General features: G+C 69.6%; 14 protein-coding genes and 1 tRNA gene. 5 read left to right on the top strand and 10 right to left on the bottom strand.

The genetic code is table 11. From position 1 onward, the window contains the following. The first annotated feature begins 108 nt into the window (after positions 1 to 108). A complete protein-coding gene (locus AC1ECW_RS04350) occupies positions 109 to 2,115 on the top strand; it encodes a dynamin family protein (RefSeq protein WP_481201280.1) in 2,007 nt (668 codons plus the stop codon). A 42-nt stretch (positions 2,116 to 2,157) separates the two neighbouring features. Continuing rightward, a complete protein-coding gene (gene mutY / locus AC1ECW_RS04345; RefSeq protein ID WP_409705752.1) occupies positions 2,158 to 3,207 on the top strand; it encodes an A/G-specific adenine glycosylase in 1,050 nt (349 codons plus the stop codon). 12 nt (positions 3,208 to 3,219) lie between these two features. On the opposite strand, the gene AC1ECW_RS04340 is transcribed toward mutY, so the two are convergent. The 4 genes from AC1ECW_RS04340 to AC1ECW_RS04325 are packed head-to-tail and all read right to left on the bottom strand — an operon-like array spanning position 3,220 to position 7,319. Then, positions 3,220 to 3,846, bottom strand: a complete 627-nt coding sequence (locus AC1ECW_RS04340; protein WP_409705749.1) for an LON peptidase substrate-binding domain-containing protein — start codon at positions 3,844 to 3,846, stop codon at positions 3,220 to 3,222. Next, positions 3,843 to 4,748, bottom strand: a complete 906-nt coding sequence (rapZ, locus tag AC1ECW_RS04335) for an RNase adapter RapZ (protein ID WP_481201279.1) — start codon at positions 4,746 to 4,748, stop codon at positions 3,843 to 3,845. Before rapZ ends, AC1ECW_RS04340 begins: the two co-directional genes overlap by 4 nt. Next, entirely contained in the window at positions 4,745 to 6,436 is a 1,692-nt protein-coding gene (gene recN / locus AC1ECW_RS04330) for a DNA repair protein RecN (protein WP_409705743.1), read from the bottom strand. Before recN ends, rapZ begins: the two co-directional genes overlap by 4 nt. Before the next feature lie 4 nt (positions 6,437 to 6,440). After that, entirely contained in the window at positions 6,441 to 7,319 is an 879-nt protein-coding gene (locus AC1ECW_RS04325; RefSeq protein ID WP_409705740.1) for an NAD kinase, read from the bottom strand. Positions 7,320 to 7,438: 119 nt separating this feature from the next. Here AC1ECW_RS04325 and hrcA point away from each other — a divergent pair, with 119 nt between their 5' ends. Beyond that, positions 7,439 to 8,467: a heat-inducible transcriptional repressor HrcA gene (hrcA, locus tag AC1ECW_RS04320; RefSeq protein ID WP_409705737.1), complete on the top strand. Its 1,029-nt coding sequence runs from the start codon at positions 7,439 to 7,441 to the stop codon at positions 8,465 to 8,467. A gap of 29 nt (positions 8,468 to 8,496) precedes the next feature. Further along, a tRNA-Ile gene (locus tag AC1ECW_RS04315) sits at positions 8,497 to 8,573 on the top strand. An 11-nt stretch (positions 8,574 to 8,584) separates the two neighbouring features. Here AC1ECW_RS04315 and AC1ECW_RS04310 read toward each other — a convergent pair. Both AC1ECW_RS04310 and AC1ECW_RS04305 read right to left on the bottom strand, forming a co-directional pair. Next, positions 8,585 to 11,227: a hybrid sensor histidine kinase/response regulator gene (locus AC1ECW_RS04310; RefSeq protein ID WP_481201278.1), complete on the bottom strand. Its 2,643-nt coding sequence runs from the start codon at positions 11,225 to 11,227 to the stop codon at positions 8,585 to 8,587. Beyond that, positions 11,224 to 12,093, bottom strand: coding sequence for a transporter substrate-binding domain-containing protein (locus AC1ECW_RS04305; RefSeq protein ID WP_481201277.1), 870 nt, complete (start codon positions 12,091 to 12,093; stop codon positions 11,224 to 11,226). The genes AC1ECW_RS04310 and AC1ECW_RS04305 overlap by 4 nt, the downstream gene beginning before the upstream one ends. A gap of 207 nt (positions 12,094 to 12,300) precedes the next feature. Between AC1ECW_RS04305 and AC1ECW_RS04300 the strand changes: the two genes are divergently transcribed. Further along, complete coding sequence (locus AC1ECW_RS04300) at positions 12,301 to 13,308, top strand: metal-dependent hydrolase (protein ID WP_409705728.1); 1,008 nt, start codon at positions 12,301 to 12,303, stop codon at positions 13,306 to 13,308. Positions 13,309 to 13,311: 3 nt separating this feature from the next. Here AC1ECW_RS04300 and AC1ECW_RS04295 read toward each other — a convergent pair whose 3' ends face one another. The 4 genes from AC1ECW_RS04295 to AC1ECW_RS04280 form a co-directional block, all read right to left on the bottom strand. Then, positions 13,312 to 14,982: an MBL fold metallo-hydrolase gene (locus AC1ECW_RS04295; RefSeq protein ID WP_481201276.1), complete on the bottom strand. Its 1,671-nt coding sequence runs from the start codon at positions 14,980 to 14,982 to the stop codon at positions 13,312 to 13,314. Between the two features lie 102 nt (positions 14,983 to 15,084). Next, entirely contained in the window at positions 15,085 to 16,140 is a 1,056-nt protein-coding gene (locus AC1ECW_RS04290) for a VWA domain-containing protein (protein ID WP_409709803.1), read from the bottom strand. 16 nt (positions 16,141 to 16,156) lie between these two features. Next, entirely contained in the window at positions 16,157 to 17,224 is a 1,068-nt protein-coding gene (locus AC1ECW_RS04285) for a DUF58 domain-containing protein (protein ID WP_409709800.1), read from the bottom strand. Further along, positions 17,199 to 18,212, bottom strand: coding sequence for an AAA family ATPase (locus tag AC1ECW_RS04280; protein ID WP_481201275.1), 1,014 nt, complete (start codon positions 18,210 to 18,212; stop codon positions 17,199 to 17,201). Before AC1ECW_RS04280 ends, AC1ECW_RS04285 begins: the two co-directional genes overlap by 26 nt. Between the last annotated feature and the right edge of the window lie 4 nt (positions 18,213 to 18,216).

Here is an 18,216-nt window from a genome sequence, read left to right as displayed (position 1 = left end):
GCGGCCCCGGTCGTGACGAACGGCAGCCCCGCAGCCGCGAACGGCGGGCCCGGCGGCGGTCATGCGCTACCATGGCTGCCTTCATCCCGCTTGTCCGGTGTGACCGCCATGTCGTCTGCCGCTCCGTCACCCTCGTTCGCGCTGAAGTTCGATGCCCTCGGCCTGTGGCGCGCCGATCTCGAGGTCCAGTTGCAGGAGCTGTCGCGCTTTCTCTTCGACCATGATCTGCTGGACGAACCGGCCACCGACCTGCTGGAGTCGCTGCAGGCCCGCCTGGCCCGAGACCGCTTGGTGGTGGCCTTCGTCGCCGAGTTCTCGCGCGGCAAGTCCGAGCTGATCAACGCGATTTTCTTCGCCGACACCGGCCGGCGCATCCTGCCGGCCACGCCCGGGCGCACCACGATGTGCCCGGTCGAGCTGAGCTACGACCCCGACGAGCCGCCGTCGCTGCGCCTGCTGCCCATCGAGACCCGGCTGGGGCCGGCCTCGCTGGCCGAACTGCGCCAGCAAGCCGGCGTGTGGACCGAGGTGACGCTCAACGTGAAGCGGCCCGACGAACTGGCCGAGGCGCTGACCCGCGTGATGGCCACGCGGCGCGTGCCGCAGGACGAGGCCCGGGCGCTGGGCTTCTGGGATGACGAGCGGGCCCAGGACAACCCGCCGCTGGGCGAGGACGGGCTCGTCGAGGTGCCGGCCTGGCGGCATGCCGTCATCAACTACCCGCATCCGCTGCTCAAGCGCGGCCTGGTGATCCTGGACACCCCGGGCCTGAACGCCATCGGCGCCGAGCCCGAGCTGACCGTGAGCCTGCTGCCCTCGGCGCATGCCACGGTCTTCATCCTGGCGGCCGACACCGGCGTGACGAAGTCCGACCTGGCGATCTGGCGGGATCATCTGTGCGGCCAGCCGCTGGCGCGCTACGTGGCGCTGAACAAGATCGATGCGCTCACCGATCCGCTGAGCTCGCCGGCCGAGGTGGAGGCACACATCGGCCGCCAGCGCAGCCAGACGGCGCAAACACTGGGCATCCCCGAGGACCGGGTTTTTCCGATCTCGGCCAAGCTCGCGCTGGCCGGTCGCGTGACCGGCGATGCCGACGACTTGCGCGCCAGCCGCCTGCTGGAGCTGGAGGACGCGCTGGGCCGGCAGTTGCTGCCGCAGCGCAAGGAGGTGCTGGCGCAGCTGGTGATCGACAGCGCCCGCCGGCTGGAGGCCCAGATCGGCCGCCGCCTGGCCGACCGCCGGCGACAGTGCGCCGAGCAGTTGCTCGAGTTGCGCGGTCTGCGTGGCAAGAACGCGGGCATGGTCGAGGTGATGATCCGGCGCGTGGAGGCCGAAAGCAGCGAATTCGAGCAGTGCATCGCGCACGTGCAGGCCATGCGCTCGGTGCACACGCGCATGCTCAAGGACGCCTTGGTGGGCATCTCCAGCGACGTGGTGCGTCGCCACACCGAGGTGCTGCAGGAACGGCTGCGCTCGGCCATCCTCAACTTCGGTGCACGCAAGGCTTTCACCGAGATGGCGCAGGCGCTGCGTTCCAAGCTCGACGAGGCCCAGGCCAAGGGCCACGAGATCCACACGATGCTGGGCGCGTCCTTCCAGAAGCTCAACGCCGAGTTCGGCTTCGGCCTGGCCGTGCCGGCCGCGCCAGACCTCTCCCGCTTCGTGCGCGACCTCGAGCTGATCGAGCGCAACTACACGCAGTACCTGGGGCTGTCGCATGCATTGCGCCTGTCCAACGAGCGCTTCATGTCGCAGTTCCGGCGCATGCTGGTGTCCAAGCTGCGAGTGGTCTTCGAAGGTGCCAGCGCCGAACTCGAGCTGTGGAACAAGACCGCCTCGGCCCAGATCGACACCCAGTTGCGCGACCGACGCCGCAACTTCAAGCGCCGACGCGAGACACTGGAGCGCGTGCGCAGCGCCGCGGCCGAACTGGAGGCCCGCGTGAGCGAGATGGAAGCCCAGGAAGGGCGCATGCGTGAACTCCAGGAGCGCCTGCACCGCCTGGTGGCCCGATTGCAGCAACAGGCGGCTGCTCCGCTGCCCTCCTCCGGGATCGAGCCGCTGGCGCTGGACCTCGACCTGAGCACCCACCCCGCCCCCTTGCAGGCCTGAGCTAGTGTGAACGCGCTGGCGGACAGCCGCCACAATCGCGGCATGTCGCGTCGCCCTCCTTCCACCGCAGCACTGCGCCCGCATTTCGCTGCGGCCGTGATCGCCTGGCAGCGCACGCACGGCCGCCATGACCTGCCCTGGCAGCGCAGCCGCGAGCCCTACCACGTGTGGCTGTCGGAGATCATGCTGCAGCAGACCCAGGTGAGCACGGTGCTGGCCTACTACGAGCGTTTCCTTCAGCGCTTCCCCGATGTGCACTCGCTGGCCCGTGCAAGCAGCGACGAGGTGATGGCCGCCTGGAGCGGCCTGGGCTACTACAGCCGCGCGCGCAACCTGCACCGCTGCGCCCAGGTGGTGGTGGACCAGCACGGCGGGCAGTTCCCGCGCACGGCCCAGGCCCTGGCCGAGCTGCCGGGCATCGGGCGCTCCACCGCGGCGGCGATCGCGGCCTTCTGTTTCGGCGAGCGCGCGGCCATCCTGGATGGCAACGTCAAGCGGGTGCTCACGCGCGTGCTGGGCTTCGGCGAGGACCTGGCCCAGGCCCGTCACGAGCGCTCGCTGTGGGAGGAGGCCACCGCATTGCTGCCCGGGCAGGACATGGCTGCCTACACCCAGGGCCTGATGGACCTGGGCGCCACGGTGTGCACGGCGCGCTCGCCGCACTGTCTGCATTGCCCGGTGCAGGCCTGGTGCGCGGCCCGTGCCGAAGGCCGCCCCGAGGCCTACCCCGTCAGGACCCGCAAGCTCAGGCGCAGCCGTCGCGAGCATTGGTGGCTGTGGCTGGAGCATGAAGGCCGGGTGTGGCTGCAGCCGCGGCCCGCGCGTGGGGTGTGGGCCGGCCTGCACAGCCTGCCCGAATACGACAGCGAGGCGGCCTTGCAGGCGGACTGGCCCGGGCCGCTGACCCCCTGGCCAAGCATCTCGCATGCGCTCACGCACTTCGACTGGCTGCTGCACCCGCGCCAGTGTGTGCTGCACGGGCCCGAGCCGCGGCCGCCCGGCCCCGGCCAGTGGGTGGCCTACGAGGCCCTGGCCGACTGGGGCCTGCCGGCGCCGCTGCGCAAACTGCTGGCCTCACGCGGCCCGGTATGAACACAGAGGCCCTCAGGCCCCGCCGATGATGCCTTTGCTGCGCAGGAACTGATCGACCAGCTTCAGGCGCACCTGCGGGTCCTCCAGCTCCATCAGCTTCTGGCGCGCGGCCAGCGGGATGGGCAGGATCTCGCACCAGCGGTTGGCGATCCAGCCGGCCTCCTCGAAGCGGAAGGGCTCCAGGAACGGCAAGGGGCCGCGCTGGCGCAGCATCTGGATCGCGTTGGCCAGGGCCTGCGCGCTGGCGAGGTAGTCCTCCTGCGGCAGCACGGCCGGGTCGGGAGCCAGCCAGCCCACCTCGGCCAGCCACAGACCATCGTCACGTTGGCGTGTGGACCGGATGCGGAAACGCTGCGAGCCGCGGCAGCGCAAATGCAGGATGCCGGCCTGCTCGCTGTCAACCTCGATCAGCTCGGCCAGGCAGCCCACGGCCTCGAGGGCCACGGCCTCGCCTTCGCGTCGGACTTCCTGGCCCTGGCGCAGGGCCACCACGCCGAAGGGTCGCTGGGTGCGCAGGCACTCGCTGACGAGGTCGAGATAACGCGCCTCGAACACCTTCAGGCCCAGCAGGCCCTCGGGGAACAGCACGGTTTGCAAAGGGAAAAGCGGCAGCGAGGAAGGGTCGGGCAGATCGGTCATGAAGCAGCGTCACGCGCATCGAGCTCGCGGTGACGGATCAGGGTGGAGCCCCGCGCCCGGAAGCGCTGGGCCAGTTGTTCGACGAGGTAGACGGAGCGATGCTGCCCGCCGGTGCAGCCCACCGCCACGGTGAGGTAGGCGCGCTGGTCCTGCTCGAAGGCGGGCAGCCAGCGGCGCAGGAAGGCCTCGATCTGGGCGAGCATCTCGGCCACCTCGGGCTGCTGCTGCAAATAGGCGATCACCGGCGCGTCACGCCCGGTATGGGGGCGCAGCTCGCGGTCGTAGTACGGGTTGGGCAGCATGCGCACGTCGAAGACGTAATCCGCATCGAGCGGCACGCCGTGCTTGAAGGCGAAGGACTCGAACACCAGCGTGAGCGAGGCCGCCGGGGCCTGCACGATCTGGCGCGTCCACTGGCGCAGTTGGGCCGGCCGCAGTTCGCTGGTGTCGATGATGGTGGACATCTCGCGCAACTCGGCCAGCAGCTCGCGCTCGAGTTCGATCGCCTCGATCAGCGCACGCTGGATGGTCGGGTCGGCCGCGAGGGGGTCGGACAGCGGGTGGCGGCGGCGCGTTTCCGAAAAGCGCCGCACCAGGGTGTCAGTGGAGGCGTCGAGGAAGACCGGCCGCACCGTAACGCCCTGGTCGCGCAGCCGCGCCAGCGCGGGCTTGAGCAGGGGCAGCGACTGCGCGGCGCGCACGTCAGCCGCGATGGCCACGCGCGCGGTGAACTTCTCGTGCTCGAGCTGCACGCAAGGCTCCAGCAGCTCGGCCGGCAGGTTGTCCACGCAGAAATAGCCGGCGTCCTCCAGCGCATGCAGCGCCACCGACTTGCCCGAGCCGGAGATGCCGGTGATGAGCACCAGTTCGCGCAGCGCGGCCGCGGCGGTGGTCTCGCTCATCCGCGCCTCCGTGCCCGCGGCTCTGGCACCGGGCCGGGCGGCGTCGCGGCCGTGGCCAGCATCTCCTGGGCATGCGCGAAGCTCGTGCCGGAGAGCTGCTGCCCGCCCAGCATGCGGGCCACCTCGGCCACCCGGGCCTCGCCGGCCACGCAGCGCAGGCTGCTGGAAGTGCGACCCGCCTCGGTGGTCTTGCTGACCACCCAATGGTGATCGGCACAGGCGGCCACCTGCGGGAGATGCGTGACGGCCAGCACCTGGCGGTCGCGCCCGAGTTGCTTCATCAGCCGCCCCACGGTGTCAGCCACCGCGCCGCCCACACCGGCGTCGATCTCGTCGAAGATCAGCGTGCCGGCCTCGCCGAGTTGGCTGGTGGTGACGGCGATGGCCAGCGCGATGCGCGACAGCTCCCCCCCCGAGGCCACCTTGGCCAGCGGGCGCGGCGAGCTGCCGGCGTGGCCGGCGACGAGGAACTCCACCGACTCCAGGCCGTGGGACTGGGGTGCATCGTTGGGCACCAGCGCCACCTCGAAGCGGCCGCCAGCCATGCCGAGCTGTTGCATCGCCTGGGTGACGGCCCGGGCCAACCGGGGCGCCGCTTCGCGGCGGGCTTTGGAGACCTCGCGCGCCGCCTGGTCGTAGGCCTTGCGGGCCTGGGCCGCGGCGCGTTCCAGGCCTTCCAGGTCGGCCGCTGCATCGAGCCGGGCCAGCTCGTCCTTCCACTGCGCCCACAGCGCGGGCAGCTCCTCGGGCGGCCGGCGGTAGCGGCGCGCCAGGCCCATCCAGCTCGACAGGCGCCCGTCGAGCTCGTGCAGTCGGGCCGGATCGAGCTCACCGTGGCGCAGGTAGGCGTTCAGGCTGTGGGCGGCATCCTCGAGCTGGGCCTGGGCACTGCGCAACACCTCGATCACGTTGGCCAACGCGCCGTCGTAGTCGGCCACCGCCTCCAGGCCGTCGATGGCGCGGGCGGTCAGTTCGTCGGCGCTGCCCTCGGACTCGGACACCGCCTGCAAGGCGGCCTGCACCGCCTCGGTCAGGGCCTGGGCATGGCTCAGGCGCCGGTGCTCGGCATCGAGCTCGGCCCATTCGTCGGGACCGGGCGAGAGCTTGTCGAGCTCGCCGATCTGCCAGGCCAGGCGCTCGCGCTCACGCTGCAGGTGGTCCTGCCCGGCGCGCGCCTCCTCCAGCGCCTGGGCGGCCGAACGCCAGGCCGTCCAGGCCCGCGCCAGCGGCGCGAGGTCGCAGCCCGCATAGGCGTCGAGCAGACTGCGCACCGATTCAGGCCGGGTCAGGCTCTGCCAGGCATGCTGGCCGTGGATGTCCACCAGGTGCTCACCCACCGCCTTGAGCTGGGCCACGGTGGCCGGGCTGCCGTTGATCCAGGCGCGGCTCTTGCCTTGGGCATCGATGCTGCGCCGCAACAACAGCACCTCATCGGTCTGGAAGCCGGCCTCGTCCAGCCAGGCCGCCAAAGCGGCCGGGCTGTCGAACTCGGCGCTGATCTCGGTGCGGGCGGCCCCCTCGCGCACCACGCCGGCGTCGCCGCGCGCGCCCAGCGCGAGCTGCAGCGCATCGATCAGGATGGACTTGCCGGCGCCGGTCTCGCCGGTCAGCACGGAAAAGCCCGGGGCCAACTCGACCTCGAGCTCATGGACGATGACGAAATCCCTCAGGGCGATGCGGCGCAGCATCGGCTCAGGCTCCCAAACCTTCGTTCCAATGGAGTTTCTTGCGCAGCGTGGCGTAATAGCTCCAGCCGCGCGGATGGAGGAAGCGTACCCGGTGTGCCGAGCGGCGCACGTGGACGACGTCGCCGTGCAACAGGCTGGCCAGGCTTTGCATGTCGAAATTCACGCTCGTGTCGCGCCCGCCAACGATCTCCACTGCGACCTCGCTGTCGTCGGGCAGCACGATAGGCCGGTTGGACAGGGTGTGGGGCGCGATGGGCACCAGCACCCAGCCAGCGATGTCCGGGTGCAAGATGGGCCCCCCGGCCGACAGCGCATAGGCCGTCGAGCCCGTGGGCGAAGCCACGATGAGGCCGTCGCAGCGGATGTTGGCCATGAAGTCGCCAGCCACCTCGATGCGCAGCTCCACCATGCCAGCGGTGGCGCCGCGGTTGACCACCACGTCGTTGAGGGCAAAGGCCTCGAAGATGACACGGCCGTCGCGCACGACCTGGCCTTCGAGCATGCTGCGGCGCTCCTCCTCGAAGTCGCCGGCCATCACGGGCCCCAGCACCTCGTGCACCTCGCCCACCGGGATGTCGGTGATGAAGCCCAGGCGGCCCTGGTTGATGCCCACCAGCGGCACCCCGTGGCGCGCCACCTCGCGGGCAATGTGCAGCATGGTGCCGTCACCGCCCACCACGACGGCCAGGTCGCATTCGCGGCCCACACCTTCCACGTCGAGCATCGGGTGGCCGCTCAGGCCGGTGTTCATGGCCGTGTCGTACTCGACCGAGACCTCCGCCCCCTGGCGGCAGATGAACTGGGCAATGTCCTCCAGCACCCCCCGCATGCCCTGGGCCTGGTATTTGCCGATCAGCGCCACGTGACGGAAGCGGGATTTCATGGGCGGGATTACACCACAGCGCCCACGCCGCCACCGAGGGGCCCAAGTCCCCGCCTGGCCAGGGAAAACGCCCAAGCGGCGCCCCTTGCAGCGCGCCGGCGCGCCCTAAAATCAACGCCATGCTGGACGACCGCGCCAAGACCCTGCTCAAAACCCTGGTGGAACGCTACATTGCGGACGGCCAGCCGGTGGGTTCGCGCACTCTGTCCAAGGCCTCGGGGCTGGAGCTGTCGCCGGCCACCATCCGCAACGTGATGGCCGACCTCGAGGAGCTGGGGCTGATCGCCAGCCCCCACACCTCGGCCGGGCGGGTGCCCACCGCGCGCGGCTACCGTCTGTTCGTCGACACCATGCTCACCGCCCGGCCGCTGGACCTGAACCAGCCGCCGCCGGAGGTGGCCTGCGTGCGCGATCAGCTCCAGCCCGACCAGCCGCAGCGCGTGATCGCCAATGCGGCCCACCTGCTGTCCAACCTGTCGCACTTCGTGGGCGTGATCACTGCGCCGCGCAAGCCCTCGGTGTTCCACCACATCGAGTTCCTGCGCCTGTCCGACCGGCGCGTGCTCGTGATCCTGGTCGCCCCCGACGGTGACGTGCAAAACCGCGTGCTCTTCACCGAGCACAATTACACCCAGGCCCAGCTCGTCGAGGCCACGAACTACATCAACACCCATTTCGCCGGTTTGACGCTCGAGGAGGTGCGCAACCGCCTGCAAACCGAGGTGGAGGCCCTGCGCGGCGAGATCGCCAGCCTGATGCAGGCGGCCGTGCAGGCCGGCACCGAAGCCATGGCCAGCAGCCAGGAGCAGGTGGTCGTCTCGGGCGAGCGCAATCTGCTGACCGTGCAGGACTTCTCCAGCGACCTGGAGTCGCTGCGCAAGCTCTTCGACCTGTTCGAACAGAAGACCCAGCTCATGCGACTGCTCGACGTCTCCAGTCGCGCCGAGGGCGTGCGAATCTATATCGGCGGCGAGAGCCAGGTCGTGCCCTACGAGGAGCTGTCCGTCGTCTCAGCGCCTTACGAAGTGGACGGCCAGGTCGTGGGCACCCTGGGCGTGATCGGCCCCACCCGCATGGCCTACGACCGCATGATCCAGATCGTGGACATCACCTCCCGCCTGGTGTCCAACGCGCTGAGCCAGAAGTAGCACGGCCTACAATCGGGGCCCACCCTTTCGGGCCGTTAGCTCAGTCGGTTAGAGCAGAGGACTCATAATCCTTTGGTCGCAGGTTCGAGCCCTGCACGGCCTACCAAACCCTCGCCCCTAAGACCCCAGCCAGTGGCGCAAGCGGGCATAGAGCAAAGAGGGCTCCACCGGCTTGGCGATGTGGTCGTTCATGCCGGCGGCCAGGCAGGCCTCGCGGTCTTCGCCGAAGGCATTGGCGGTCATCGCCACGATGGGCGTGTGCGCATGAGCGGCCAAGGCGCGAATGGCCCGCGTGGCTTGCAAGCCGTCCATCTCAGGCATGTGCATGTCCATCAGAATCAGACGGTACGGATAGGCCGAAGCCATGCGCACGGCGTCCACACCGTTGCTGGCCACATCCACGTGCAAGCCCACTGCGCGCAGCAGTTCACGCGCGACCTCCTGGTTGACGGGATTGTCTTCGACCAGCAACAAGCGGCCTTGCGGCGGCACCGCTTGCGGTGGCGGCAACACGGGCGGCGGTGGCGCCTGGCTGATGCGTTCACGCAAGAGCGCGATCAAGGCATCGTGCAAAGCCGACGGCGTCACCGGCTTGAGCAGCACGGCCCCCACCCCCTGCGCCCGGGCCGCTTGGCGCAAGGCGGGGTCGTCGCGCGCGGTGACCATCAAACTCGCCGGCATGGCTTGCGCCCCCCACAGCTCACGCAAGCGGCGCAGGGTTTGCAAGCCGTCCATCTCGGGCATGAGCCAATCGGTCACGATGACATCGGGCCGACGCGCCTTGCTTTGGCTCATGTCGTGCACGGCTTGCACACCGCTGTCGCAGGCTTGCACCTGCAGGCCCATGATGTGCAGCATCTCCGCGAGTGCTTGACGGGCTTCGATCAAGTCGTCGATGAGCAAGACGTGCAAACCGCGCAAGCGCACGTCCACACGCGAGGGCTGGGTGGCCGCGCGGCGCAAGCTCACGGTGAACCAGAAGGTGCTGCCTTGGCCGGGCTGACTGTCCACGCCAATGTCGCCTCCCATCAACTGCACCAGATGGCGCGTGATGGTCAACCCCAAGCCGGTGCCGCCATGACGACGGGTGCGAGTGCCGTCGAGTTGCTCGAAAGGCTGAAAGATGCGCTCGATCTGCTCGGGCGTGAGCCCGGGGCCGGTGTCTCGCACGGAAAAGCGCAACTGAAGCTGCTCGGCAGCTTCGGCAAGCAGTTCACCGCGCAACAAGACCACGCCTTGATCAGTGAACTTCACCGCATTGCTCAGCAAATTGAGCAAGGCTTGCGACAGGCGAGTGGCATCGCCATGCACCGACACGGGCAGGTGGTCTGCATCGAGCACGAGCTCCAGGCCTTTGTCGCGCACTTTCGGTGCCACCAGATCGCAGGTGCGCGACAACATGGTGTCGATACGGAAATCGGCCGGCTCGAGTTGGAGCTTGCCGGCTTCGATTTTGGCCAGGTCCAGCACATCGTTGATGATGGACAGCAAATGCTGGGCAGCCGTATCGATTTTGTCCAGCTTGTCGGCGTGCTCGCCCGAGCCAAGCTGCTGGCGCAGCAAATGGGTCAATCCGATGATGGCATTCATCGGGGTGCGGATTTCGTGGCTCATGTTGGCCAGGAACGCGCTCTTGGCGCGGTTGGCCGCCTCGGCGCGGTCACGCGCGCGGGTGAGCTCGACGTTGAGCGCCTCCAGGTGGTCGTGCGCCACTTTCAAATCGCTCACATCGGTGGCGAAGAAGTAATAGCCGTGGATGCGTCCGTCACGCCGATCGGGCATGCGATGGGCCCAGAACTGGCGCGGCGTGCGTTCGTCCACAGACCAGGTGTATTCGCCCTCGAAACTCTCGCCTTGCAAGATGCGCTGGATCCTGGGCCACTCGCGCTGAAAGAGCTCTTGGCCAACGACCTCGGCCACTGGGCGGCCGATGGCCTGATCGGCGCTCTTGCCCAGCCATTCGAGATAGGCCTTGTTGGCAAAGCGCAAGATGAGATCTTTGTCCCAATAGGCCACCAGGGTCGGCTGGTGATCAACCACGGTGCGCCAAAACACATCGGCGCGCCGTTGCTCGGCCAAGGCCTCGTCCAGGTGGGTTTTGCGCTCGGCCGCCAGCGCGCGGTAGCGTTGTTGGGTGTCGTACAAAGCCGCTTCGATGCGCCGTTGGCGACGCCACGCACGCCACACCGCCCAGGCCAGCACAGACAGCAACACCACGGTCCACGCCAAGGCCATCCACTGGCGCCGACGCTGCTGTGCGATGGCTTCGTCAAGCTGCTGGCTCATCTCCTGCACCAAGCGTGCGGCCGCCCCATCGACCCGCCCCAGCATCAGGCGCGCGGCGCTGGAGCGCAGCCAAAGCAGGCGGTCATCGCCAGCGCTGCGCCAGGCCTGTCGCATCTGGGTGATCGCCTCGGCCAGCTCCTGCGTCGCAGCGCTGGTGGCCCCGGCCGACGTGGCCACATGGCTCAACTGGTCCAGCGCTTGGTCGATCAAGGCCAAGCCTTGCGAGGCATTCCAGGGCCCGGGCGCATCGTCTGTGGCCAAACTCAAGTGCAGCACCCCTTGGGCCACGTCGATGCGTGCCACGCGCATGTAGCGCAAGGTGCGCACGGTCTGCTCCAGTTGGCTCAAGTAGCTGCTTTGCAGCCACACGACCGTCAGACAGATCAGCCCCGAGCCGAGCACGGCCGCCCACGCCCACAGCGGCCAGCTCGACCCCCCCCGCATACGGGCGCGAAGCCCCTTCGGAGACTTCATCGGCCGCCCTCCTGCGGCTCGCGTTCGCGCGGCGGGAACACGTCCTCTCCCAACTCCCAGCGCGCCAGCACGGCGGCGTATTGCTCACTGCCGAGCACCTCGCCCAGGGCCTGGTCCCAGGCACGACGCAAGGCCTCGTCTTCATGACGGAACTGAAACGCCGGGTGATCGGCCTGGGCTCCCAGCAGCTCCCTTGCGTCCAAAGGGTGCGCCTGCAAGCGGCCTTGGCTGTGCGCCGCCATCCATTGCACCGACGGCCACGACAGCGCCAAGGCATCGGCCAAGCCTTCGAGCACGGCGGCTTGGCCGCTGGCCGCATCGGGCACGAGCATCAAGCGGTCTTGCAAGCCGCCGCCGGCCAACCAGCGCTGATGCTCCACCGAACCTTCGATCACCGCCACACGCTGCACCGGCTCCCAGCCTTTCCAGGCCGAAGCCTGCGTCTCTTCCGCGCTGCGGCGCCACAACACGCCAGAGCGCACCCGCATCATCGGCCGCGAATGCGCCACCCACGCCTCCCGCTGCGGGGTGATAAACATGCCAGCGGCCACCACATCGAAGCGATGCGCGCGCAGCTCGGGGATCAAGGCATCGAACCGAGTTTGGACCCACTCGTAGCGGCTCACCCCCAAACGCTCGCCTACCAAGCGAGCCACTTCGGGGGCCACACCGTCGACCTGCCCGTCAGGACGCACGATGGCATAGGGCGGCTCGACGGCATAGCCCACCCGCAAGGGCTCGCCCGCGCGCAGGCGCTGCAAGCGATCGGCCGGCGCGTCGGCACGATGCCACCACGCAACCGCCCCCCACGCCAAGGCCGCCCCAACGATCACCGCCGCTGCAGCCTTCATCCATCGCCGCGCCACCGAGCCCTCCTGCGCCGCACCGAGGGAGCCACACGGTGGCGACCGCCGCTTCATCCCCGAGCACTGGCTTCAAAATTTCGATGCTAGAGGGGCGTGAGTCCGCGGCCCATACCCCCAAAGTGGGGGGCTCGCGCGATAAACGCACGAAGGTGTTTGAAGTGTTCCAATCTGGCGCAATGGCAGGCGCCCATGCCTCAAGGAGGGTCCATGGATTCGGTGTCACAGTTCGCGTTGGGCTCGGCCGTCGGCCTGGCGGTGATGGGCCGGCGCACGGCACTGTGGAAGGCCGTCCTGTGGGGCGGCTTGGCCGGCACCCTGCCCGACCTGGACGCGCTGATCGACTTCGGCGATGCGGTGCGCAACATGACCTACCACCGCGGCGAAACCCACGCCCTGTTTTACCTGAGCCTGGCCTCGCCGCTGCTGGCCTGGATCGTGACGCGCGTGCACGGCGAGGCGGCCCTGTTCCGGCGCTGGTGGCTGGCTCTGTGGCTGGTGCTCGTGACCCATCCGCTGCTGGATGCCATGACGGTCTACGGCACGCAACTGGCCTTGCCCTTCAGCGACCACCCCTTCGGCGTGGGCAGCGTCTTCATCATCGACCCGCTGTACACGCTGCCCCTGCTGGTGGGCGTGACCGTGGCCTGGGGATCGCGGCAGACCGACCGCCTGCACTGGAACACCGCCGGCCTGGTGCTGAGCACGGCCTACCTTGGCTGGAGCGTGGTGGCCCAGCAGCAGGCCCTGGCCGCGGCCCGCGATTCGCTCGCGGCCCACGGGGTGGAGGTGCGGCAGGTCATGGCCACGCCCACGGCCTTCAACACCGTGCTGTGGCGCATCCTGGTGATCACACCGGACGCCCATCTGGAAGGTTTCTACTCGCTGCTGGACGACCGCCGCGAGGTGCAGTTCGACCGTTTCGACCGCGGTGCCGACCTGTACGAGAAGCTGCGCGGGCATTGGCCGGTCGATCGCATCGCCTGGTTCAGCAAGGGCTATTTCAAGATGCAGGCACGCGACGGCCATGTGCTGATGAGCGACCTGCGCATGGGGCAGGAGCCCTTCTACTTCTTCACCTTCCGGATGGCCACGCTCAGCAGCGACCCGGTGCCACTGCAACGGCCGGAACAGGTGGGCTCGCGCCCCGACCTGGCGTTGGCGCTGCCCTGGCTGTGGCGGCGCCTGTGGGGCGAGCCGCTGCCGCCACCGCGCTGAGGTTCAGCAGGCGCTCCAGCCGGCCTCGGAGGCGCGCACCCGGCCTTCGGCCTGCAACTTGAGCAGATGGGCCAGCAAGGAGCGTTCGGCCATCGCATGCAGCGCGGGCGGGATCGCGGTGTAGACCTGCTCGCGCAGGGTCCCCACCGGCGCCGGCCCCAGGCGGGCGACGGCCTGCAGCACCAGGGCCTCGCGGTGCAGACGGTGGGCGATAAGGCCCTCCAGCACGCGGCGGGGCTCGGCCATCAGGAAGCCGTGGCCCGGCGCCAGCCAGTCGAGGTCCACGTCGAGCAGGGCCCGCAGCGAGGCGAGGTAGGCCGCCATGTCACCGTCGGGCGGATTGATCACCACGGTGGATGACTGCATCACGTGGTCGCCGGTGAAGAGCAGCTTTTCCTCTTCGAGCAGGAAGCACAGGTGGTTCGAGGCATGCCCCGGGGTGTGCCACACGCGCAGATGGGCATCGGCCGCACAGGCCAGGCGCTGCCCGTGCTGCAGTTCGCGGTCCAGCATGAGTTGCGCGTCCTGACCCTGCGGATGGGCCGGCCAGCGCCCCGCCACCGGCGCGCCGGTGAGCTCGCGCAGCCGCCGCGCGGCCGGCGAGTGGTCCTTGTGGCTGTGGGTGAGGACGATGGCCTCGATGGGGCCGGGGGCGGCAGCCAGCACCGCCTGGACATGTGCCTCGTCGGCCGGACCGGGGTCGATCACGGTCCAGCGGTTGGCCGCACCGCCCCCGACGAGGTAGGTGTTGGTGCCCGGTCCGGTCATCACACTGGCATTGGGCGCGGTGACGCGGATCACCCGCTCGGACAGGCGCACCGGCACACCGGGTTCGAGCGCGTAGGACACCTGTCCATGGCCTTGCGGGTCCAGGCGACCGATCTCGGCCCAGGCCGGCTCGTCGGGCATCACGGGGCGCTCGCCCTGCGGGCCCCGGCCGATGCGCGGCATCACCAGGGCCACCTCGCGCGGCGCGCGGGCCCAGGCCATGAGGGACGCCGCATCGGCAAAGCGCGACAGCAGTTCCAGCGTGACGCGCGTGGGTGTCATCAGCTTGAAATGGGCGGGGTCGCGGGCCAGGGCCTCGGCCGGCCGGAACCAACCATGCTCGACGGTCTCGCAGGCGTCATGGGCGGTGTCCTGCCCTTCGGGGGCGACGGCGATGAAAAAGCGCGTGTCAAAGCGCTTGGCACGTCCGCGGGGCGTGAGCCAATGGCTGAGGTAGGCCAGCCGATCCACTCGCAGCGTCCAGCCGGCCTGGCGGCACAGCTCGGCAAAGGCGCGTTCGCCGCGGTGGACACCATCCCGCCAGGCCCGCAGCGTGGGCGCGTCGGGGCGCGGCCCGTCGGCAAAGAGCAGGCCGCATTCCTCAAAGCATTCGCGGATCGCGCAGACGAGGTAGTCGAGCGCCCCGTCGTCCAGGCCCAGCCGCTCGTTGGCGGTGCGCGCATCGAGCCCGCGGGCGCAGGCGCTCGCCTGCCGGTCACCCGGGTCGACCAGGCCACCGGGAAAGACCCAGGCGCCGCTGTTGTGGTCGCCCCGTTCGGCCCGGCGCAGCAGCAGTACCTCCAACCCGAACGGACCATCGCGCACGACGACCAGGGTGGCGGCAGGACGGGGAGGACGCTCGGACGGCGTGGCCGGTGCGACGGCGTGGGCAGGGGAGTCGTTCATCGGTGGGCTGTGCGAGGGGTGCAGGCATCATGCACGGCCGGACGCGGCCCGGCCGTCACGTTCGCGACCGATGATGCCTGAACCGCGGGCGCCGAGCCGTCGCTACAGCACCCGGTGGAACCAGAACACCGACAAGCCGGCGGCCAGCAGCATCAGCACCGCCGCAGCGGCTGCGAACAGGGCCGTGACCTCGATCTCGCGGGTCTCCAGCGCGAGCTTGGAATGCAGACCCTGGTAGATCTTTTTCAGATCGGGGGCCGAGCCGGCATAAAAATATTCCCCGCCGGTGAGGTTGGCGATCCCGCGCAGGGCCTCCTCGTCCAGGCGCACGCGCATGGACCAGCCGTCACCGACGAGGATCTCGCCCTGCTCGGTGCCCACCCCCACGGTGTAGACCTTCACCCCGCGTTCGGCCGCCATGCGGGCGGCCTCCAGCGGGTTGGGGCCGGTGGTGGTCTGGCCGTCGGTGAGCAGGATGATGGCGGCCGCGCCATACGAGCCCGGCTCCACCGGCGGCGGCGGGGCCCTGCTGCCAGCCCCGCTGCGCTGGTCGAGCGAGCGGCCCAGGCGGCTGTCCTCGCTGCCCGGGCGTGGATTGCTGCCGCGCAGGTCGAACTCGATGTCCGGAAAGATGGCCTGCAACGACACCAGGATGCCGCTGCCCACGGCCGTGGCGCGCTGGAAGTTGAAGCGATCGATGGCGGCGAGCACGTCCTCCTTGCTGTAGGTGGGCGGCTGGGTCAGCAGGGCCGTGCCGGCAAAGGTCACCACGCCGATGCGCGTGCTGCTGTCCTGCAGGGCCACGAACTCCCGCGCGGCAGCCTGCGCCGCCGCCATGCGGTTGGGCTCGACATCGGTGGCACGCATGCTGCCGGACACGTCGATGGCCAGAATCACCATGCGCTGCTGCGATGGCAGGATCACGCGGGCCGTGGGCCGGGCCACGGCCACGAGCAGGCCGATCAGCGCCAGCAGCATCAGCACGGGCGGCACATGGCGGCGCCAGCCCGGACCGCGGCCCAGGGCCTCGCGCACCAGAGACAGCCCGGAATAGCGCAGCGCCAGGCGCCGGCGGCGGCGCAGCAGCCACCAGTAGGCTGCCACGCTCAGGGGCACGAGCCCCAGCAGCCACAACATCTCAGGCCAGAGGAATGCCATGTCCGTCTCCCCGTGATCACAAGGGTGTCGTCGAGGTCAGGGCCGCGGCCGGGCGCGCCGACACGGCCCCGCCGCCGGCCGCCAGGCGCGAGCGCAGCCGGCGCAGTTCGACGAAACGGCGCACCGCCGCGACCAAATCCTCGTCGGTGGCCAGCTCCAGCACGTCCACCCCGGCATCACCGAAGGCCAGGCGCAATCGGGCCTCGCGGTCGCGCGCGGCCTGTTCGAAACGGCGGCGAAACGCCGCATCATGGGTGTCCACCAGTTGCTGCTCGCCGGTCTCGGCGTCCTCGAACATCACCAGGCCCAGGTCGGGCAGTGCCGCCTCCAGCGGGTCGGTCAGACGCACGGCGAGCACCTCGTGGCGTTGCACCAGGCGGCCCAGCGGCTCGGTCCAGCCCGGTGCGGCGATGAAGTCCGACACGACGAAGACCAGCGAACGCCGGCGCATCAGATGGCCCGCGCGGTGGAAGAGCTGCGCCAGATCGGTGCCGCCCGGCCCGCCCGCGCTGACCGCCGCAGGCACGGCCCGCGCCAGCAGCCGGTGCACCAGTTGCAGCACCTGGGCGCGCCCGCCGCGCGCCGGGATCACGGTGTCGACCGCCTGGCCGCAGACGATGGCGCCCACGCGATTGCCATGGCGCGTGAGCAGCCGCGCCATCAGGGCGACGAAGGCGATCAGCAGGTCGCGCTTGCTGAACTCGCCGGCGCCGAAATGCACCGAGCCGCTGAGGTCGAGCAGGAACCAGACGTTGATGTCTCGGTCCTGTTGGAATTCGCGCACATGCGGCACCTGGATGCGTGCGGTCACGTTCCAGTCGATGTAGCGCACGTCGTCGTGGAACTGGTACTCGCGCAGGTCCGCCAGATCGAGCCCCTGACCGCGGAACAGGGTGCGGTAGTCGCCTTCGAGCAGGCCGTCCAGGCGGCGCAGCACCGTCCACTCCAGCCGGCGCAGCAATCGGTCGGCCTCGCCCAGCGCGGCATGGGTCTGGCTGGCCTCGAATGGCGCGGCCTTGCCATGCGCCGCGGGGCGGGCATCGGCCCGGCGCCGGGCCTCAGACGACGGCTTCGGTGCGGGCATGGGAGTCCAGGGGCTTGTCGGGCACGGGCAGCTTGTCCATGATGCGCCGCACCAGGTGGTCGGCCGTGAGGGCCTCGGCCAGGGCCTCGTAGGACAGCACGAGGCGGTGTCGCAGCACGTCGGGCACGAGGTCGGTCACGTCCTCGGGCAGCACGTAAGGCCGCCCGCGCAGCAGGGCCAGGGCGCGCGCGCCTTCGATGAGGTGGATGGTGGCGCGCGGGCTGGCGCCGAAGCTCAGGTAGCGTGAGAGTTCGGGCAGACCGAAACGCTCTGGCGAGCGGGTGGCCGCCACCAGCTTGACCGCATACTGGATCAGCGAAGGGTCCACGAAGCACTTGCGGCATTCCTTCTGCAGTTGCGCAAGCTCCTCGGTGCTCACGACCGGGGCCACCTCCTCGGGGCTGCCCGTGACGCGCTGCACGATGACGAACTCCTCTTCCTCGCTCGGATAGCCCACCAGCACCTTCATCATGAAGCGGTCGACCTGGGCCTCGGGCAGCGGGTAGGTGCCTTCGGTCTCGATGGGGTTTTGCGTGGCCATCACGAGGAAGGGCCGGGGCACGGGATGCGTCTGCCCTGCGATGGTGACCTGGTACTCCTGCATCACCTCGAGCAAGGCACTTTGCACCTTGGCCGGGGCCCGGTTGATCTCGTCGGCCAGCAGCAGATGGGTGAAGACCGGCCCCAGCGAGGTGTTGAACTCGCCCGTCTTCTGGTTGTAGATGCGCGTGCCCACCAGGTCGGCAGGCACCAGGTCGGGCGTGAACTGCACGCGCCGGAAGCTGCCGCGCATCACCCGCGCCAGTGTCTTCACGGTGAGCGTCTTGGCCAGACCCGGCACACCTTCGACCAGCAGGTGGCCCTGGGCCAGCATGGCCACCAGCACGCGCTCAAGGAAGTGGTCCTGCCCGACGACGACGCGCTTGACTTCGTAAAGCACCCTCTGCATCTGCTCGGCCACGGCGTTGGGGGAGGTGGTGAGGTCCATGCGG

This window comes from Caldimonas hydrothermalis (assembly GCF_056746695.1).
Note: the sequence above shows the minus strand (reverse complement) of the source record. Positions and strands in the feature narration are given on the sequence as shown.

What these genes read in the sequence shown, in the direction of transcription:
- AC1ECW_RS04350 (WP_481201280.1), top strand. Translation starts at nt 109, where the DNA reads ATGTCGTCTGCCGCTCCGTCACCCTCGTTCGCGCTGAAGTTCGATGCC.
- AC1ECW_RS04300 (WP_409705728.1), top strand. Translation starts at nt 12,301, where the DNA reads ATGGATTCGGTGTCACAGTTCGCGTTGGGCTCGGCCGTCGGCCTGGCG.
- rapZ (WP_481201279.1), bottom strand. Translation starts at nt 4,748, where the DNA reads ATGAGCGAGACCACCGCCGCGGCCGCGCTGCGCGAACTGGTGCTCATC.
- AC1ECW_RS04285 (WP_409709800.1), bottom strand. Translation starts at nt 17,224, where the DNA reads ATGCCCGCACCGAAGCCGTCGTCTGAGGCCCGGCGCCGGGCCGATGCC.
- mutY (WP_409705752.1), top strand. Translation starts at nt 2,158, where the DNA reads ATGTCGCGTCGCCCTCCTTCCACCGCAGCACTGCGCCCGCATTTCGCT.
- AC1ECW_RS04295 (WP_481201276.1), bottom strand. Translation starts at nt 14,982, where the DNA reads ATGAACGACTCCCCTGCCCACGCCGTCGCACCGGCCACGCCGTCCGAG.
- AC1ECW_RS04280 (WP_481201275.1), bottom strand. Translation starts at nt 18,212, where the DNA reads ATGGACCTCACCACCTCCCCCAACGCCGTGGCCGAGCAGATGCAGAGG.
- hrcA (WP_409705737.1), top strand. Translation starts at nt 7,439, where the DNA reads ATGCTGGACGACCGCGCCAAGACCCTGCTCAAAACCCTGGTGGAACGC.
- AC1ECW_RS04340 (WP_409705749.1), bottom strand. Translation starts at nt 3,846, where the DNA reads ATGACCGATCTGCCCGACCCTTCCTCGCTGCCGCTTTTCCCTTTGCAA.
- AC1ECW_RS04290 (WP_409709803.1), bottom strand. Translation starts at nt 16,140, where the DNA reads ATGGCATTCCTCTGGCCTGAGATGTTGTGGCTGCTGGGGCTCGTGCCC.
- recN (WP_409705743.1), bottom strand. Translation starts at nt 6,436, where the DNA reads ATGCTGCGCCGCATCGCCCTGAGGGATTTCGTCATCGTCCATGAGCTC.
- AC1ECW_RS04310 (WP_481201278.1), bottom strand. Translation starts at nt 11,227, where the DNA reads ATGAAGTCTCCGAAGGGGCTTCGCGCCCGTATGCGGGGGGGGTCGAGC.
- AC1ECW_RS04325 (WP_409705740.1), bottom strand. Translation starts at nt 7,319, where the DNA reads ATGAAATCCCGCTTCCGTCACGTGGCGCTGATCGGCAAATACCAGGCC.